The organism is Streptomyces sp. S063 (genome assembly GCF_002832675.1).
In the GTDB taxonomy this organism is placed as follows: Bacteria; Actinomycetota; Actinomycetes; order Streptomycetales; family Streptomycetaceae; genus Streptomyces; species Streptomyces sindenensis.
Map to the genome: position 1 here is coordinate 7,571,204 of NZ_CP021707.1, position 15,730 is coordinate 7,586,933.

The window sequence follows — 15,730 nt, forward strand, 5'->3', positions numbered from 1 at the left end:
CTCACTCGCCTGCTGTCAGCACGCGGTGCGGCTGGTGTACTTCTTCGTCGAGCTCGCTTCGTCGGAGTCCTGGAAGCTGAAGCTGCGGTTGCTGGTGTTGTTGTGCATGCACACCCGCCGGCCCACGTAGTTCGCGTCCGTCCACCAGGCGGAATCGTAGGTGTAGTTGCTGTAGTAGGAGTCGGCGTTGTCGTTGAAGCCGCGCGAGCTCAGGTGGGATATCGCGGTGGTGCTGTTGGTCAGGCTGACCTGACCGCCTCTGTAATCGTCGTCCCGGTACAGGCAGACCCAGCCCGACTCGCAGCCCGCCGGGGCGGCGGTTGCCGTGCCGACCCCTCCGACGATCATGGCGGCGGCGAACAGGCCGAACGTCAGCTTCTTGCGCATTGCGTAATCACTCCTTCGATGACTGTGCAGGAAGTCCTGCGCACAACGTGGAAGGAGGCGGCAAAGCGCTTGGATGCCACAGCAACCGCCCCCGGCCGGTTGTCGTTCGGAGCAGAACCTACGTGGCTACTGATCACGAAGTGAAGAGCTGGCGCTTATCCGGTCACCGTGGCATCGAGATTGGCTCGAACGAATTGTGCGGGACCGTCGGACTCTCCTCGGCAGCAGACCTCGACGTATAGTCAGATTTCAGCAGCCCACACCCCGTGACCTCCATCACAGCGGAAAGCTCGTAAAGGAACACGATGGCTCGTCGTAACGCGACACCGCCCCGAGTCTCAGCCTTCCCGTAAAGCAACACGACCTGCGTGGGACACAGTGAGTGCCGCGATACCGGAGGTGGTCATCCCCCGATCGGACCGTCCGAGCCGACCCGCCCACCACGCGGACCACCTCGCCCGCCGGTCCGGCGCCCCCGCGAACAGCCGCCCCCGGCGCAGAGCGCCGACGGCGCGGTCCCAGAACTTCGTTTCCGGGAGCCCGAACGGAACACCCGCGATTGACAGCGAAAGTGAATGACCGGCAGAGCAACCCGACGGCGTCCGTTGGCAACCGTCGGCCACGGACCGCGCACAGCCTCACCGGCCCGGACCGCCGGTCGCGAGCAGGTCGCCGGCCAGGCCGATGATCACCGGCGCCACCCCGACCGCCAGGAAGGCGGGGAGGAAGCAGAGGCCGACCGGCGCGGTGATCAACACTCCAGCCCGTTGCGCCCGCGCCACCGCGGCGGCGGCTCGCTCGGCGCGTATCGACGCGGCCAGCCTGGCGATGGGATCGGCCGCCGGAGCCCCCGTCGCGGTCAAGAAGCCCGGCGGGACCTGGAAGACGGGCGGGGGCTGGAAGCGCGCGAACCGGGTGGGCAGTCACGTGGAGACGTCCTGGGGGAGGGACGGGCACACCGGCCCGAAGTACCCGCGCAACACCCGCACCTGCGTCGAGTTCCGGGGCCTGACCACGAAGGCATGCGTCACGCTCAAGTGATCCGCTGGGCTGTGTCCTCTCTCCTGCCCATGTTCCTGGTGAGGGCAGGGCGGCGGCTGCGGATCCCGCTGACGGCATGTTCCTGTGACCGGCGGCCCCGACCGTACGCGGGGATAGGGTCTGGGGCAGACCGCGCCGTATGGGTGTGCGGGACAGGCCCGGGTCTCCTGGAGTACGGCTCGGGCCCCTGGTGCCGGTGGCTGCCCTGCCGCCGGCACCGGGCCCGCCCCACGGCCCTCGTCGGGACGGCGAGCCTGGCGGAGCGTTTCTCCGGTGAAGTCCTTCCCCCAGGCGGGTGAGCACCAGGCGCAGGGCCTCACCGGAGACGGGGTGCGGCCGGTAGAACGCCGTGGTGATCAAGAACCTTGTGCGCGGCTTCGGTGCGCTCTCCCTTGCCCTTGTTCCCCTTTTCTCCGCTCCTGCCGCGCACGCGGCTGCCCCGGTGGCGGAGGTGACGACGCTGGCGGACGCGGTCGGTCTGGTGAAGGTGACCGAGGAGGACCGCACCGGCTACACCCGCAGCAAGTTCAAGCACTGGAACAGCGGCGTCGACAAGTCCGACGGCTGCAACACCCGCAACGAGGTCCTGCTGGCCGAGGCGGTCGTGGCGCCGACGGTCGAGGCCGGCTGCAAGCTGACCGGCGGCACGTGGGTGTCGTACTACGACGGCCAGGAGGTCACGAGCGCCGGCTCGCTGGACATCGACCACATGGTGCCGCTCGCGGAAGCTTGGGACTCGGGGGCGTCCGGGTGGTCGGCGGCGCGGCGGGAGGCGTACGCGAACGACCAGGGCGCGGACGTCTCCCTCGTCGCGGTAACCGCCCGCACCAACCGGCAGAAGTCCGACCAGGACCCGGCGGACTGGATGCCGCCGTCCCCGGAGGCGCAGTGCCGGTACGTGGGGGAGTGGGTGGCCACCAAGCTCCGCTGGGACCTCACCGCAGACGACCGGGAACTCGAAGCGCTGAAGGCCTACTCCGAGGGGCCGTGCGAGGACACCATCGTCCGCTACACACCGGCCGCCTGATCGTCTGACCGCGCGTCGGCTGACGCGTGCCCGGTCGGGGGTTCTTCGGCCGGGCACGTCTGGTGTCGTGCGGGCGGTACCAGGCTGTTTGATCACGTCGCATCAGGGTCGACGAGCACCAGCGCACCGCCGAGCCCCTGCCCCGTAAGGCCGTCGAGTCGGCCGGCTACTCCGCCCAGTCCTTCGGACTGGAGGGCGGAGGCCAGGCGATCACCGAGACCGAGGTCGACGCCCGCGACGAGGACAGCACCGTCACCACGAAGAAGAAGGCGGGTTACTGGCGCAGTCGCCTGCCTGACTTCAGTTCCGGCTCGCCGCCGCCGAGAGCGAGCAGTCCAAGGGCACCACGCTGGAGCTGTACGCCCGCGCCGGAACCGTGAGCACGGCGACCAAGGTCAAGTACAGATCACCCGACATGCTCGACGAGGACGTTGGCGCCGAGGTGGTTGCGATCCTCGCCGAGACCGGGGTGGGCGCTCCCGACCCGGTCGGGACATATCCACTGTGATCGCGGCTCATTCGGCTCGGAAGATAATCCGGAGCAGTCGCTCAGCGGTGGCTCGCATGCGGGGGTCTGGATGAGACAAGGCGACGAGGAGGAGTGCTGTCAGTGCACCACTGAAGGCGTCCAATGATTCGGTCATGTCCCGGAACGTATTTGATAGCAGGCCGGGAGCGCGGACCCAGGAGATGCATCAAGTCGCCCCCCGGTCAGCATCTGTGACTGTGCGTTATTTATCCAGCTCAAGAGACCGCACGATCGATCAATGCCAGAAATGCCCCTTTCGATAATTGGCTTGTACTGGCCCCTGATTGGTGCAGATTTCGGGCGGGGGTGCGCCGGCTGGTGCGCGGTGCGGTGAGAACGTGGGCCAGGACGACGGCGGCCTGACGCCCGCCCCTGACCCACGGCCCGGTGTGCCGGATTTGATCGACGGCCCAGTCCCCGAGCCGCCGCCAGGGTTGCAGGCGGCCGGTGAGGTAGCCCGCGGTGAGGGCCGACGCGATCACGAGGACGTCCGTCGGGTGCATCGGTATCCCCGAGTCGTAGGTGAGGGTCCGGGCCGGGGGATCGGCGGGTGGCTCGGTCCGCGCCCCCGGGCGGTGGGCCTGGGGGCGCGGGACGATGGGGTCATGGATGGGGTCTCAGATCGTTTTCACCTTGGATGCCCGTGTATCCACCGGTTCTTGGAGTGCGGAACTGCGGTGCTGGTGTGGTTGCGGTCTGTTGGCCGGGTGAGGTGACGGCAGGGGCGGGAGGCGGTCCGTTCCTGTCTCTTCCCAGGATGTCCAGTCCTTGACGGTGTGCTTCCGTCGCTGTTGCCGTGCGCCTGGGCGCACTCGGTCCGGAGCGGTACGCCAGGAGCATGCCTACGCGACGTCCGTACCCGAGTGATCTGTCCGATGCCCGCTGGGAGCTGATCGAGCCGGTTCTTGCCGCCTGGCGGTTCGAACGCCGGGGCAGGGCCCTGGACTTCGGCCGGCCACCCGAGCACGACCTGCGCGACATCATGGACGCGATCTTGTATGTGGACCGCACCGGCGTGCAGTGGCGCTACCTTCCGCACGACTTCCCGCCCTGGAACACGGTCTACGGATACTTCGCGAAGTGGCAGCAAGAAGGCGTGTTCGCCCAGCTCAACGGCCTGCTCAGGCAACTGTTGCGGCAGAAGGAAGGACGGGACACCGAACCGTCGGCCTGCGTGATCGACGCGCAGAGCGTCAAGACCTCCACCAGCGTCCCCGCCTCCGGCCAGGGCGTCGACGCCGGGAAGAAGATCGTCGGACGGAAGCGGAGCATCGTCGTCGACACCATCGGCCTCCTGCTCGCGGTGCTGGTCACCGCGGCGAGCGTGCAGGACTCCGTGGCCGCCGGCACCCAACTCCTCGACCAGGTCTCCGCCGAACACCCCGCCATCCGCAAGGTCTGGGTCGATGGCGGCTACCGCCGGCACCTCGTGGAACACGCAGCCACACTCGGGATCGACGTGGAGATCACCGCCCGCACCCCGGAACCAGGGGCTTCACCCCCATTCCGAAGCGATGGGCGGTCGAGCGGACCTACGGCTGGCTCATGCTCCACCGCCGCCTGGCCCGTGACTACGAGACCCTGCCCACACGCTCCGAAGCCATGATCCACCTCGCCATGACCGACCTCATGGCCCGCCGCCTCACCGGCGAAGCCACCATCTCCTGGCGCGACCCGACACCACAGACCAAACAGCAGATCCCGGGATAAAACACTGGGAGAAAACGACCTCTCAGGCCGTGGCCCAGTTGACGCCGAGCGCGGCGAGTTGCTCGCGCTCGGCGCTCAGCTTGGCGCGCCTGCTGCGGGTGTTGCTCACCCAGGTGCCTAGCCGAACCGGTCCGTGAGGCGTCTCTTCAACGTGGGCTCGGGGGACGACGACCCGGCCCTCCCGCGCGGCGTACTGGGTGAGCGCGGCAATACCCCGCTCGAACGCCCCGGCCTTCCCGGCCGCCGTCGTGGCGGCGGGAGCGGTGTCGGTCCGGCGCTGGAGCCCGAGGGCCTCCAGGCGTTCGCGCTGCTCGGGCAGGAGGGAGTCCCAGACGGCGGGGTCGGTCTGCCGGGTGGTCCAGGTGCCGACGTCGACCCCGTTCACGGTGACGCCGGGCAGGACGTCGGCCGGGCCCTGCTCTTCGGCCAGGAGGACGCGGGCGGCGGCGTAGTGGCGCTGCCAGTCCACCGGCCACCCCGTGGGGTTCCACTCCGGGTCGATCGCTTCCAGGGCGCGGCGCCGTTCGTCGGCGCGTTCGGGGTCGGTGCCGAGCCCGCCGGGGCGGCGCAGGTTGCTGACCCACTGCCCCAGCGCTACCCCGTCCCAGACCGTGTTCTGTTCCTGTGTCCCCGCTTGTGCGGTGCTGCGGGAGCAGGCCGGGTGCTCGGTCGTGATGTCCGAGGACGTCGTCCAGGAGCAGCCCGACCGGGCGCTGGAGTACCGGCTCCGGGAGGAGGGCGGCGCCGCGCTGCTGTGAATGGGCAGCGGCCTCGCCTCGGTCGGGCTGACCGAGGGCGCGGTCCTCGATGAGGAGGGCAAGGAGGCGGCCCGGCACTTCTCCCGTTTTTGATCATGACCGAACCGGTCGTGATCAAAAACGCCTCACCTGCTGATTTGTGCTCTCCGCGCGAGCGGAGGTGAGCCGAAGAACTACCCCGACACTCTGACGAGCGTGGCGTGCTCTCCGCGCGAGCGGAGGTGAGCCGGCCGCCGAGAAGGCCCGCCGCGCCTGGGCCGAGTGCTCTCCGCGCGAGCGGAGGTGAGCCGCCAAGCCCTCGCTGAACTCCGGGCCGAAGCGGCCGCCCAGCAGCGGGTCTGACCGAGCATCCCCGCGCCCCGGAGCTCTCGTCCGGGGCGCGGCGCTCACTCCCGTGGATCTCTATTTCATTTATCTGGAAGAGGAAGGAGGCTACCTTTTCGAAATCATGGAAATCCCACCCATTGCGAGTGAGAAGACGCGGGCCAGAGCCTTCCGGACAAGTGAATCTTGGTCAATTCGCTCTAGCGATTTGTATCTCGCCGGAACAAGATCGATCGTCGCAACTCCACCAGCATCCCCGTCATCCACGGTTGAGAACAGGAGGAGGCACCGGTAAGCACGCACAACTCCGGCCCTCTCTTCACGCATGAACGACTGCAGAAGTACGCTACCTGGCTTCACCTGGCTTCTGAGTGCATCTGTCGAGGTCCAGCGAGTGGCCAACCCTCGCTCTTCCGCCTCTAGCTGGATTTCAAGCAGTGCATCGAAGCTGATCTGGCAGATGCGGAAGTCGGGGTCAGTCGTACGCATCAGAGACATGGAGATTAGTCCTCACCCAAGACGTCGATTCGGATTGGCGTATTCGGACTGATACGCCCACTTTTGATTCTCTTCTGGAGTTCATCCCAGCGATGATGTCCCCCAAGGATGGTGCCTCCGCGAGAGACAGCTATGCCGTCCCCTTCTGCGGCCTTGTTGATTGTGTCCAGAAGGTCTTGGTCACTCAATTCCTCGTGATACCACTGTGATGCAGGATCCCGAGTCGACTGTCCGGGAGTGTACTTCTGAGCGACATCACCAGCGGTTTCGTGCCGAGTCGCCCACCCGCACCCTCCGGAATTGTGAACGAGGACTGGTGTGGATCGCGCGAGCACGTAGTACGTGTGCAGGTCAGCGACTGTCAGATTGTATGCCGGTTGGAGTTCTTCCCAGCGACGAATCTGAGTGATCTTTACAGGGGTGCCGTCTGGCGCGCGCAGGTAGTCGCCCGATCTGAGCTGTCCCGCGTTGGTCCAACTTTGCGCTGTAACGTTCCAGAAGGGGTGGTTGTCGGTGGCAGTTAGCTCCCCCGCCTCCTGGGCACCGTCGAGAGTGATACCTGTAAACTCTCGATCATCCGGCGTGTAGATCGTGGCAACAACTCGACGGGGACCCGAATCGCCCGAGAGTGGATCGGTGGAATAGACGACGTCCCCCCTCCTCACCTGCTCAATAGGCAGACGAGTTCCGTCAGCCATCAGCACGGGCGTGCCCGCAGGGAAGCTGTGCTTCGGGCTGCAGGGGTTCCGCTTGAAGAGGTTATTGATCGACTCGAAGACCTTGCCAACTGCTCCGCCATACTTCTCCGACCATCGCAGCCCCTTCATCGGAGCCGCAGCCCAGCCTGCAATCGGGAGCATGGATCCACAGGAGAGGAGAGCATCCTTCCACGCGTCTTTATCGCCGATGCCGAACTTATTGAGCCCGGATTCCACTCCGTAGGCAATGCAGTTTGCGGCGTCGAAAGGCTCCCCGATTCCCGGAAAGAGACCAATAATGTCCAACCTGAGGTGAATGAAGTCCTTGAGGCTCATGCCGGGGGGAATACCGTCGCCGCCGATGAGTCCTTGGAGCAGGGCAAGAGCTACAGAAGATCCGCCCGCGTCGGCGTCCTGATGGAGCGTGGCCTTGTGCTCTGTCCGACTTTGACTCTGAAGGGCCTTCTGCTCCGCCTTATAGCGCTCTGTCTGGTAGCGGTCAACCGTGGACCGGTATTTTGCATAGGCGTCGGTGGCGCTCTGGCCAGCATTGAGGGCGGACTGCCGACTCTGCTCCGCTGCCTGGAAGGCGCTCGCAGCATACCCTTGGGCGGCGCGATAGCTGGCCTCGGGTTTTGGCAGCAGCTGCTGAAGCGCTCGCGGAGCGAGCCGAGCTACTTGCCTTGTCAGCGGCCTATTTCGCTCTATCGGCGTGGCCTTCGGCCTCAGTTGCGTATTCGGTGGCCTTCTTGGCGTGGCCTGCAGCGAGGTCTGCGTGGCCCTGGGCCTTTTCGGCGGACTCGGCCGCGTCATGGGCGGACTGGTAAGCGCGGGCGGCGGTCGCGCTGGCGATCGCGATGATGCTCTGGATCTGCTCGACGTGTGAGGCGTTGACCTCCGCGAGCTGTTCGCGAAACTCCAGGCCAAGCACGGAACAGTGCTCGTCGTGGTCGACCAGCCGGCCTCGATCGGCGCCCTGCCACTGGCGGTCGCCCGCGACATGGGCTGTCCCGTCGCCTACCTGCCCGGCCTGACGATGCGGCGGATCGCCGACCTCTACCCCGGCGAGGCGAAGACGGACGCGAAGCACGCGTTCATCATCGCCGACACCGCCCGCGCGATGCCCCACACGCTGCGGGCGATCGACGGCGAGGACGAGTGTCGGCGTACTTGCCTATGTGCAGAGGTGCGTACGGATGAACGTGCAGAGCAAGTAGCCGCCCCCTGCGCTCATCGCCATGCGAGAGGATGGGGCGGTGGACCTTCGTTACTTCAATCAGACCGGCTGGACCGCGATCTTCAATGGCACCGAGACCGAGATCGGCCGCATGGTGCGGGTAGAGGCATGGGACCCGGCAACTGGAACGGCGCTTGTAGTCGACCCGAAGCGAGGCGCCATGCGTCCCGTCACGGACTACGAGGACTTCTCCCACCTTGAGAGGGCCGACCAGGTCGTAGCCGCAGTTCCTGGTGGCGGGTGGCGGGCCCACTGGAAAGACGAGGGCCCGGGGAACACCCCGCTCACAGAACAGGTACTCGCGTGGCTGATTACCTCGCAGGGCCGGGCAACGGCCATCACGATGGACGCTCACGGGCATGTTGACGATGCCGACAGTGCCGACGCCTTCATCCCGCCGGGCGAGGAGCTGGGCCAGGATTGAACTCCCGGATCAGGCGACTTCCGTCTCGCGCTCGATGGCCTTGAGGCGGTTCTTCAGCCGGTAACTGGGGCCGTTGATGGCGACGACTTCGCAGTGGTGCAGGAGGCGGTCGAGGATGGCGGTGGCGAGGACTTCGTCGCCGAAGACCTGGCCCCATTCGCTGAAGGTCTTGTTCGAGGTCAGGATGATTGAGCCCTTTTCGTAGCGCTTGGAGATGACCTGGAAGACCAGGTTCGCCTCGGCGCGTTCGAGGGGCTGGTATCCGACTTCATCGACCACGAGAACGCTCGGCCGCAGGTAGGAGCCCAGTTTGCTGGTCAGACGTCCGGCGGGCCTTGACCCCTGATGTTGGACACACGAGACACTGGATCCTGAGGATCTGAGAACGGACATCTCGTGGTCATGAAGAACTACCCGCCGGAGTTCAAGGCGGACGCGGTTGCGCTGTACGAGTCGCGGCCCGAAGCGACGATCAGGTCGGTCGCCGCCGATCTGGGGATCAACCCGGAGACCCTGCGGAACTGGGTGAGGGCAGCCGGGGTGAGCCGTCCCCGGGGACGCCGGACGCAGGAACCGTCCCAGCCGCCGGCTCCGCTGGAGGCGGAGAACGCCGCCCTGCGGAAGAAGATCCGCGAGCTGGAGGAGGAACGCGAGATCCTGCGCAAAGCGGCGAAGTATTTCGCCGGGGAGACGCGCTGGTGAACCGCTTCCAGTGTGTCGCCGACCTCCAGCGCCGTTATGGCGTGAAGCGGCTCTGCAGCATCCTCGGCGTCAGCCGCTCGAGCTTCTACTACTGGCGGCGGACAGCCGCGGACCGGGCTGCCCGGCAGGCGGCCGACGCGAGGCTGGCCGCCCGGATACGGGCGGTGCACCAGGAATCGGATGGCACCTACGGGGCTCCGAGGATCACCGCCGAACTCCGCGAGACGAGCGGTGAGACGGTCAATCACAAGCGTGTCGCCCGGATCATGCGGGCGTCCGGGATCGAAGGGGTCCGGTTGCGCCGCCGGCACCGCACCACCGTCCCCGATCCGGCCGGGGCCAAGGCTCCGGACCTGATCGGCCGCGACTTCACGGCGGGCGAGCCGAACACGAAGTACGTCGGCGACATCACTTACCTGCCTATCGAGGGCGGGAAGTTCTGCTATCTGGCGACCGTCATCGACCTCGCCTCGCGCCGTCTGGCCGGCTGGGCGATCGCTGACCACATGCGTGCGGACCTGGTGACCGATGCCCTGGCCGCGGCGATCCGCACCCGCGGCAGCCTCGCCGGATCGATCATGCACACCGACCACGGAGCCCAGTACACGAGCAGGGCCTTCGCCGAAGCCTGCAGGTCAGCAGGGGTTCGGCGCAGCATGAGCGCGGTCGGGTCCAGCGCGGACAACGCACTCGCCGAGTCCTTCAACGCGACCTTCAAACGCGAGACACTCCAAGGCCGGAAAGGGGGGCCTGACGAGCGCGAGGCCCGACTCGACGCCTTCCGATGGCTCCACCGCTACAACACCCGCCGCCGACACTCCCACCTCGGACAACGATCACCGATCGCCTTCGAGAACGCCCTCCACCGCACACCAACTACGCTGGCACAAGCCGCATAACCCGTGTTCAGGATTCGGGGTCAAGGCCCGCCCACCGGCGCCTCGCCCGCGACTACGAGACCAGCCCGGCCCACTCCGAGAGCATGATCCGCTGGGCGATGATCGGCGTCATAGTCCGTCGACTCACCCGAGGCCGGCCCGCTCAGCGACCGGGCCCACGACCCCTTTGCCTCTTGTCATGACGCCAGCCCTACCGCTTCTGGGCTCTGTATCGCTTGAGGAGAGCGGTAAGCCTCGCCGGATTGGCCTCGCCGTTCAGTTCAGCAGTGAGGTCGTCGGGGCAGAGCTCGTATAGGTCGCCCCACCACCGGCGCCCTCGGTTGTCCCAGATGCGTTACCCGCCAGGCACGCCTCTGGCCACATAGCGACGCCTACTCACGAAGCCCCCGCTGAGAGCAAGGCCCACGCCAGTAACCCATTTCCCCTCCTCACGCTCCACTGCCTGCAGGCTACGGCAGATCTCAAACGCTCTCTGAGCTGGAGCGTGGCGGTGAGGTACGGCTTGTCCGGGTCGCCTCCCGCACGGTAGACGGAGACGGTGAGGCCGTTGGCCTTCTGCAAGGGGCCCTCCTTCGGTACGCGCCGACCAGGGTGTCGGCGAGAGGTACACGGTGCCCGCTGGGCGCCGGTTATGTCTCGGGCCGAGATACCGTGCGGGCATGCGCCGCCATGAGGTGCGGTGCACACAGAGGGGGATTGGTGGACGGAGAACTGATTACGGCCATCACCGCGGTGTTCGTGAGCGTGGTGGGCATGGTCTACGCCGGCTCACAGGCGCGGACAGCGAAGGCCGCTGCGCGGTCGGCTGAGACGCAGGTCGAGTTGATGCGTCGGCAGATCGAGGGGGAGGAGAAGGCTCGGTTCGAGGGGAGCGGTCCGACATTCGGTGCACGTCCGTAGCCCGGGTGTCGTAAAACTCAGATCGACGTACACCTCGTGCGTCGCCCCCTGCGTCGATTCCCCCACATCAACCTGATCCTCCCGCTGGTACTCCCAGGGCGAGTCGGAATCGCGTGCACCGCGCATCCCCTCTACCCCGGTGCCCGACGCGCAGATCGCAAGAGAACCGAGCCTCGGCCCCGATTCCTGCCGGAGGCTGAGAACTGCCCGGGGCACGTTCGCGTTTGACTCATCGACAACTGCACTGCTCACGGAGGTCCTGGTCTGCACCAGCGGTGCGGGGGAGCGGTGGGATCGCGCGGTCGGTGCCCGTGCTGAACTTGCTCCTGCCAGGCGACGGCCTCGGTATACAGGGCTCTGACGGCTGTCAGACGATGAGGCCGCGGCCGGCGGACGTTCGGCTCGTAGACGGCGAGGAGAACAGCCTCGGTGCGGTCCGGGCTATTCATGCCGCGGGCCTTCATTGCCTTCTTGGACTCGACGACGGAGTGGCCGCCGGCGTTGTTCCCGAGGTTGGGTGTGGTGAGCTGGATGCCGGCTTCGCGGTCGACGCGCAGGCGGAGGCGGCCTGAGCCGGTGGAGGGGTCGGGCTGCAGGAGCGCGCGGGTGGCGAGCCACATCTCGTCGCGCTTCCGCCAGGGGCGCATGGGGGCGCCGGGGTCGTCGCGGTCGGGGGACTCGGAGACCATGACGCCGATGATCTCGCTGCTGTGCTTGCCGTTCTCGCCCCAGACTTCGAGCATGCCGACGGCTCCGTGACCCAAGCCGTTCTTGTCGATCTTGACGTGGACCTTGGCGGTGGAGCCGAGGGCCTGGGCCAGGCGCTCGGCGGCTGGATCTCTTCGAGGATCTCCTTCGCGACCCGCACCTGGTTGTCGTTGGCGGCGCCGCTGGAGTGGTTGCGGTGTTCAATCGCGTCTCCGACGGTCCGGTAGATCGTGAACTCGTCGCCGCCGTCGGCTGCGACGTCGACGCCGAGGCGGACCCATCCGGGGCCGGTGGGGTCCTCGTTCTGCTGGGCGTCCTCGACCCAGGTGACCGGAATGACCTTGCCGCCGCCGCCCTTGGGGAAGCGGGCGTAGACCTTCGCCTCGACGTAGGGGCGGTCCTCGCCGTACTCGCGGATCGTGCGGTCCACCCAGTCCCTGTCCGGCAGGTGGAGGGCGAGGGAGTGCTTCGGCACCCCCCGGCAGGACGCGGTCGGAGTCACCCTGTCGGAAGCACGCGACGCGCTGACGCGCTGTGCGGAAAGGTGTGCAGCGAGATCGCGTTCCGGTTTCTGCTGCACGGCTTCGAGGCGTTCGATTCGGTGCCGGTCTCAATGATGGTGTCGTTGAACGTAAGCCGGTCGACCATCGCCGCGCAGAGCCTGGGGCCCGTGAACGTCTTTGTCCGCCAAGTGGGGCTGGCTGCGAGGATAGGGATCGGCCGCCGCTGCGGTTGCGGTGCCTGTGAGCCGTGCAGCAAGCCAGTCTGATCGGTCAGCGCTGATCGTGAGTCGGCGGTCGGTATTCCACGATGTGCTGGCGGCCACCAAGGTAGGGTGCTTGCGGCGGTAGCGGGAGATACGGGAGTTCTCTGTGGCCGAACTGGTGGCGCGCGAGGAAGTTCGGGTGTCCGTGGAGTTCCATGCGTTCGCCCTGCAGGAAGAGGACGACATGGAGGTCTCCGCCCCCTTCCCCGAGGAGCGGGCAGAAGCGCCGGGGGCAGGCTTCCTGACCGTTTACGACAAGCGGCTCGATTTCGAAAGCGCTGGGCATACCCACGAGGCAGCTCTGACAGCCGAGGTCTGGAGCAGTGAACCGTCCGTGCCAGGCGGCGTCCGCTGGGAAGCTCAGGGCGAAGCAGAGATCTTTTCAACCACGGGAATCCTCTCGATCGAGACGATGTCCGGGGTCGGCGAAGGCCGTGTGGAACTCGGGCGGCCCAACTCGCTGTGGAAGGTCCGCGCCGTCTGTTCGGGCCGGGCCGAGGCTGCCCGGCTTGCGGCGGTAGACGTGCCCGTCGGGGTGGAGCGGTACCTGGTGCAGTTCTGGCCGGCCGGCACCTGAGGGCCTGTGGGCAGAACGTTGGGCTCTGCCCACAGGGCGTGTCTCAGGAGATCGAGATGACGTAGGCGTCGATGTCATCCCCGCTGCTGAACCCGTCCAGGATGCGGTTCCGGTCCATGAATATTTTCAGGATGCTTCCGCCGGCGCCGTTGTCAGCTTTGGGCAGGGGCCTGGCGGAGAAGTTGTCCTTGGGCTTCGTCTGGTCGTACTTGCTTTGAGCTGCGCCTTCGTAGGTGCTGGCGAAGGGGTACTCGTCGCATTCCCGCGAGACTCCGGGAACGCTTGTGGCGTAGTCGGCCCCCAGTACTTGACACAGGTGGCAATGGCCGCGCGGCGATTGGCCTTCACGCGGTCACCGTCGTGCTGAAGCCGGTGCAGCGTGTGCTTCAGGTCGAACCCGGGTACCGCCTTGCTGGCATTCACGGGCTTGGTGTCGCCGGGCTTGGTGTGGGCGTCCCGCAGGTGCTGGGCCACTGCTCGCTCGGAGGCCCCGGATTGGGAGCTGTAGGGCAGGGTCGCCACAAGCGGCAGGGCCGCACCGCCCTTCTTCTTGGGGTTTCCGCCGCCGGTCTTGTTGAAGAGGTAGGAGGCGGTGTCCCAGCGGCCCGCGAGGAAACCAACGCTGACGCGACCAGTGTTGGGCGAGGTGTACGGCGAGGGGAAGGTGAGCTTCACGAAGGGCTCGTACGCCATCTGCACCACGTCGTCCGTGCCGGTGCCCTGCCCGGGCTCGATCAGCATCGTGTGGGTGTACTCGGGCTTGGCCTTCAGCGCGTCAAAGGTCTGCGTGGGCGGCACCTGCCCGCCGTACTTCTTCGCTGCTTGCTTCGGCCATGTGGTCACGTCGCCGTCCGTGTCGATCTTGAGGCCGCTCGTCCGGGTGGTGCCGGTCTTCACGAAGTCCGTGAAGAGGTACTGGATTCGAATCGTGCGGTCGTTCTTCTTCGGAACCGTTTCGATCACCCACAGCGTGAACGAGCTCTGACCCACAGGCCGACCGCGCTGCATCCAGGTCTGTACGAACTGGGTTCCCGTGCACATCGCGTACCGGGACTTGACCGCGAAAAGTCTGCCGCCCTGAAGTCCGGCCTTGCATTCGGCCTTAGTCATCGTCCGGGGCGGTTCCGGATAGGTTGCCGCGAACGGTACTCTGCCAGCCATCTTGGCCGAAAGGAACGAGGGCGTGGACGCCTTCGGAAGGCCGGAACGGGCGGGGGCGATGGCCTCACGCGGCAGCTTGCCCGCCGCAGTCTCCCGGGCCGGCATCACGGACTTCCCCTTGCTGCCCTGCTGAGCCTGCAACGAACTGAGCGACGGGATCGGTATACCTGCGGGAAGTGTGGAGGAGACCACCTCGGAACTGCCCGTGTCGGCTGCTGCGGACGGCAAGCCGACGGACAGTATGGCCGCGGTCGCTAACGCGATCCAAGCACGTCCGCGCCATACGCGGTAATGAAGCATCTTCGGCATGAACAACCTCCTTGAGGTACGCCGGTATCGGAACCAGCGCGGGGTTTCCACACCTATCGCGCATTCGTACCCTCGGACAGCTGCCGACCTGAACTACCCGGACATTTGACCTAATGCGATCGGTCGGGGCGCAACTTTCTGCGCCAGAAGGCGGTTCATTCTCTGAGCCCCTGGCAGGCTTCCAGGCGAGGCGGCCGCGTTCATGAGGGCGTCCCACGTCATCGCCGTCGAGGGGCCGGAGGAGGTAGCCGACTGTGCGGTAGCGCCCGCGGACCGGCTCGACCACCATGGCCGGCTGCGGGTGGTCGCAACCTCGACGGTCCGCCACACCGTCACCTACGAGAACCGTCTGGTCCTGCTCAACAAGCACGTGATCAGCGCCCGTCGCGGCCTGATCGTCTCCGGCCCCGCCGGCACCGGCAAGACCATCGCCATCACCCAGCTCGGACAGGCACACGAGATCCTCGACCAGGCCCGCCACCCGCACGCCACCGACCGGATCCCAGTCGTCTACACCACCGTCCCGCCTGCCGCGACCGCTCGCATGGTTGCAGCCGAGTTCGCCCGCTTCCTCGGCCTCCCAGTCCGCCGCAGCTCCAACATCACCGACATCATCGAGGCCGTCGTCGGCGTCTGCACCGACACCCGCACCGGGTTGATCCTGGTCGATGAGCTGCACAATATCTCCCTAGTGCTGTGACCGGGAAGGTGCGCCGGGTTGGCGGGTCACTCCTGCTCGGAGGCAGGGGCGAGGTGACGGCGGCAGAAGTCGGCGGATGTGAGGTGGGGCGTGCGGAGCGCGTCGCTGTAGAGCCGCATCTCACGGGCTGCCCGGTCCAGGTGCCGCCAGAAACTGAGGGGCAAGTCGAGGTCGTCACCGAGATCGACCAGGCAGTCGAAGGCGAGTCCCAGCTCGTTGTGCTCCAAGAACTCCAACGTTGCTGAGAGATCGATGTCCGGCAGGCCCGTGAGGTGGGCCCGGGCGGAGTCGAGGTGGCCACGGGTCTGCTTCCAGCTGGCCTGAAGGGCTTCACGATCAACGGTCATGGCGCCAGTGTTGCCGGTGCAGTCAGTA

12 protein-coding genes and 6 pseudogenes are annotated in these 15,730 nt (G+C 66.7%); 9 read left to right on the plus strand and 9 right to left on the minus strand.

All coding sequences use genetic code 11. From position 1 onward, the window contains the following. Positions 1 to 15 precede the first annotated feature (15 nt). Positions 16 to 387 (minus strand): peptidase inhibitor family I36 protein, encoded by a 372-nt coding sequence (locus CCZ36_RS34360; protein ID WP_128819355.1) that lies wholly within the window; start codon positions 385 to 387, stop codon positions 16 to 18. Positions 388 to 1,025: 638 nt separating this feature from the next. Then, a pseudogene (locus tag CCZ36_RS36745) lies at positions 1,026 to 1,244 on the minus strand (type II secretion system F family protein); the annotation flags it as partial. A gap of 536 nt (positions 1,245 to 1,780) precedes the next feature. On the opposite strand from CCZ36_RS36745, the gene CCZ36_RS34380 reads away from it, so the two are divergent. The 3 genes and pseudogenes from CCZ36_RS34380 to CCZ36_RS34390 all read left to right on the plus strand — a co-directional run bounded on the left by CCZ36_RS34380 (position 1,781) and on the right by CCZ36_RS34390 (position 4,694). Next, positions 1,781 to 2,455: an HNH endonuclease family protein gene (locus CCZ36_RS34380; protein WP_206515791.1), complete on the plus strand. Its 675-nt coding sequence runs from the start codon at positions 1,781 to 1,783 to the stop codon at positions 2,453 to 2,455. Between the two features lie 376 nt (positions 2,456 to 2,831). Continuing rightward, positions 2,832 to 2,963: a hypothetical protein gene (locus CCZ36_RS36490; RefSeq protein ID WP_257791381.1), complete on the plus strand. Its 132-nt coding sequence runs from the start codon at positions 2,832 to 2,834 to the stop codon at positions 2,961 to 2,963. An 859-nt stretch (positions 2,964 to 3,822) separates the two neighbouring features. Continuing rightward, positions 3,823 to 4,694: pseudogene (locus tag CCZ36_RS34390) on the plus strand (IS5 family transposase). 22 nt (positions 4,695 to 4,716) lie between these two features. Here CCZ36_RS34390 and CCZ36_RS36240 read toward each other — a convergent pair. Both CCZ36_RS36240 and CCZ36_RS36245 read right to left on the minus strand, forming a co-directional pair. Beyond that, positions 4,717 to 5,163, minus strand: coding sequence for a helicase associated domain-containing protein (locus CCZ36_RS36240; RefSeq protein WP_237302805.1), 447 nt, complete (start codon positions 5,161 to 5,163; stop codon positions 4,717 to 4,719). Positions 5,164 to 6,279: 1,116 nt separating this feature from the next. Then, a complete protein-coding gene (locus tag CCZ36_RS36245; protein ID WP_237302806.1) occupies positions 6,280 to 7,308 on the minus strand; it encodes a polymorphic toxin-type HINT domain-containing protein in 1,029 nt (342 codons plus the stop codon). Between the two features lie 559 nt (positions 7,309 to 7,867). Between CCZ36_RS36245 and CCZ36_RS34410 the strand changes: the two are divergent. Both CCZ36_RS34410 and CCZ36_RS34415 read left to right on the plus strand, forming a co-directional pair. Continuing rightward, a pseudogene (locus CCZ36_RS34410) lies at positions 7,868 to 8,131 on the plus strand (IS110 family transposase); the annotation flags it as partial. Between the two features lie 97 nt (positions 8,132 to 8,228). Continuing rightward, positions 8,229 to 8,633, plus strand: a complete 405-nt coding sequence (locus CCZ36_RS34415) for a hypothetical protein (protein WP_237302807.1) — start codon at positions 8,229 to 8,231, stop codon at positions 8,631 to 8,633. 9 nt (positions 8,634 to 8,642) lie between these two features. On the opposite strand, the pseudogene CCZ36_RS34420 reads toward CCZ36_RS34415, so the two are convergent. Then, positions 8,643 to 8,966, minus strand: a pseudogene (locus CCZ36_RS34420) (ATP-binding protein); the annotation flags it as partial. Positions 8,967 to 9,029: 63 nt separating this feature from the next. On the opposite strand from CCZ36_RS34420, the gene CCZ36_RS34425 reads away from it, so the two are divergent. Together CCZ36_RS34425 and CCZ36_RS34440 are read left to right on the plus strand one after the other, a co-directional pair. Then, a protein-coding gene (locus CCZ36_RS34425) for an IS3 family transposase (protein WP_128819361.1) occupies positions 9,030 to 10,234 on the plus strand; the annotation gives its coding sequence in 2 pieces (ribosomal slippage) (positions 9,030 to 9,321 and positions 9,321 to 10,234; 1,206 coding nt in all). 699 nt (positions 10,235 to 10,933) lie between these two features. Continuing rightward, positions 10,934 to 11,134 carry a hypothetical protein gene (locus tag CCZ36_RS34440; RefSeq protein ID WP_128819363.1) on the plus strand — a complete coding sequence of 67 codons (201 nt, stop codon included), beginning with the start codon at positions 10,934 to 10,936 and terminating at the stop codon, positions 11,132 to 11,134. 248 nt (positions 11,135 to 11,382) lie between these two features. On the opposite strand, the gene CCZ36_RS36250 is transcribed toward CCZ36_RS34440, so the two are convergent. Beyond that, positions 11,383 to 11,877: a hypothetical protein gene (locus tag CCZ36_RS36250; RefSeq protein WP_237302808.1), complete on the minus strand. Its 495-nt coding sequence runs from the start codon at positions 11,875 to 11,877 to the stop codon at positions 11,383 to 11,385. A 463-nt stretch (positions 11,878 to 12,340) separates the two neighbouring features. Next, positions 12,341 to 12,526, minus strand: a pseudogene (locus CCZ36_RS36255) (hypothetical protein); the annotation flags it as partial. Between the two features lie 188 nt (positions 12,527 to 12,714). Between CCZ36_RS36255 and CCZ36_RS34455 the strand changes: the two are divergent. Further along, positions 12,715 to 13,185, plus strand: a complete 471-nt coding sequence (locus CCZ36_RS34455; protein WP_128819364.1) for a hypothetical protein — start codon at positions 12,715 to 12,717, stop codon at positions 13,183 to 13,185. A gap of 43 nt (positions 13,186 to 13,228) precedes the next feature. On the opposite strand, the gene CCZ36_RS37105 is transcribed toward CCZ36_RS34455, so the two are convergent. Then, complete coding sequence (locus CCZ36_RS37105; RefSeq protein WP_128819887.1) at positions 13,229 to 13,501, minus strand: NucA/NucB deoxyribonuclease domain-containing protein; 273 nt, start codon at positions 13,499 to 13,501, stop codon at positions 13,229 to 13,231. Positions 13,502 to 14,875: 1,374 nt separating this feature from the next. On the opposite strand from CCZ36_RS37105, the pseudogene CCZ36_RS34465 reads away from it, so the two are divergent. After that, positions 14,876 to 15,346 (plus strand): annotated as a pseudogene (locus tag CCZ36_RS34465) (ATP-binding protein); the annotation flags it as partial. Positions 15,347 to 15,381: 35 nt separating this feature from the next. Here the strand turns inward: CCZ36_RS34465 and CCZ36_RS34470 are convergent. Next, positions 15,382 to 15,702 (minus strand): MafI family immunity protein, encoded by a 321-nt coding sequence (locus CCZ36_RS34470; protein ID WP_128819365.1) that lies wholly within the window; start codon positions 15,700 to 15,702, stop codon positions 15,382 to 15,384. Positions 15,703 to 15,730: the final 28 nt, after the last annotated feature.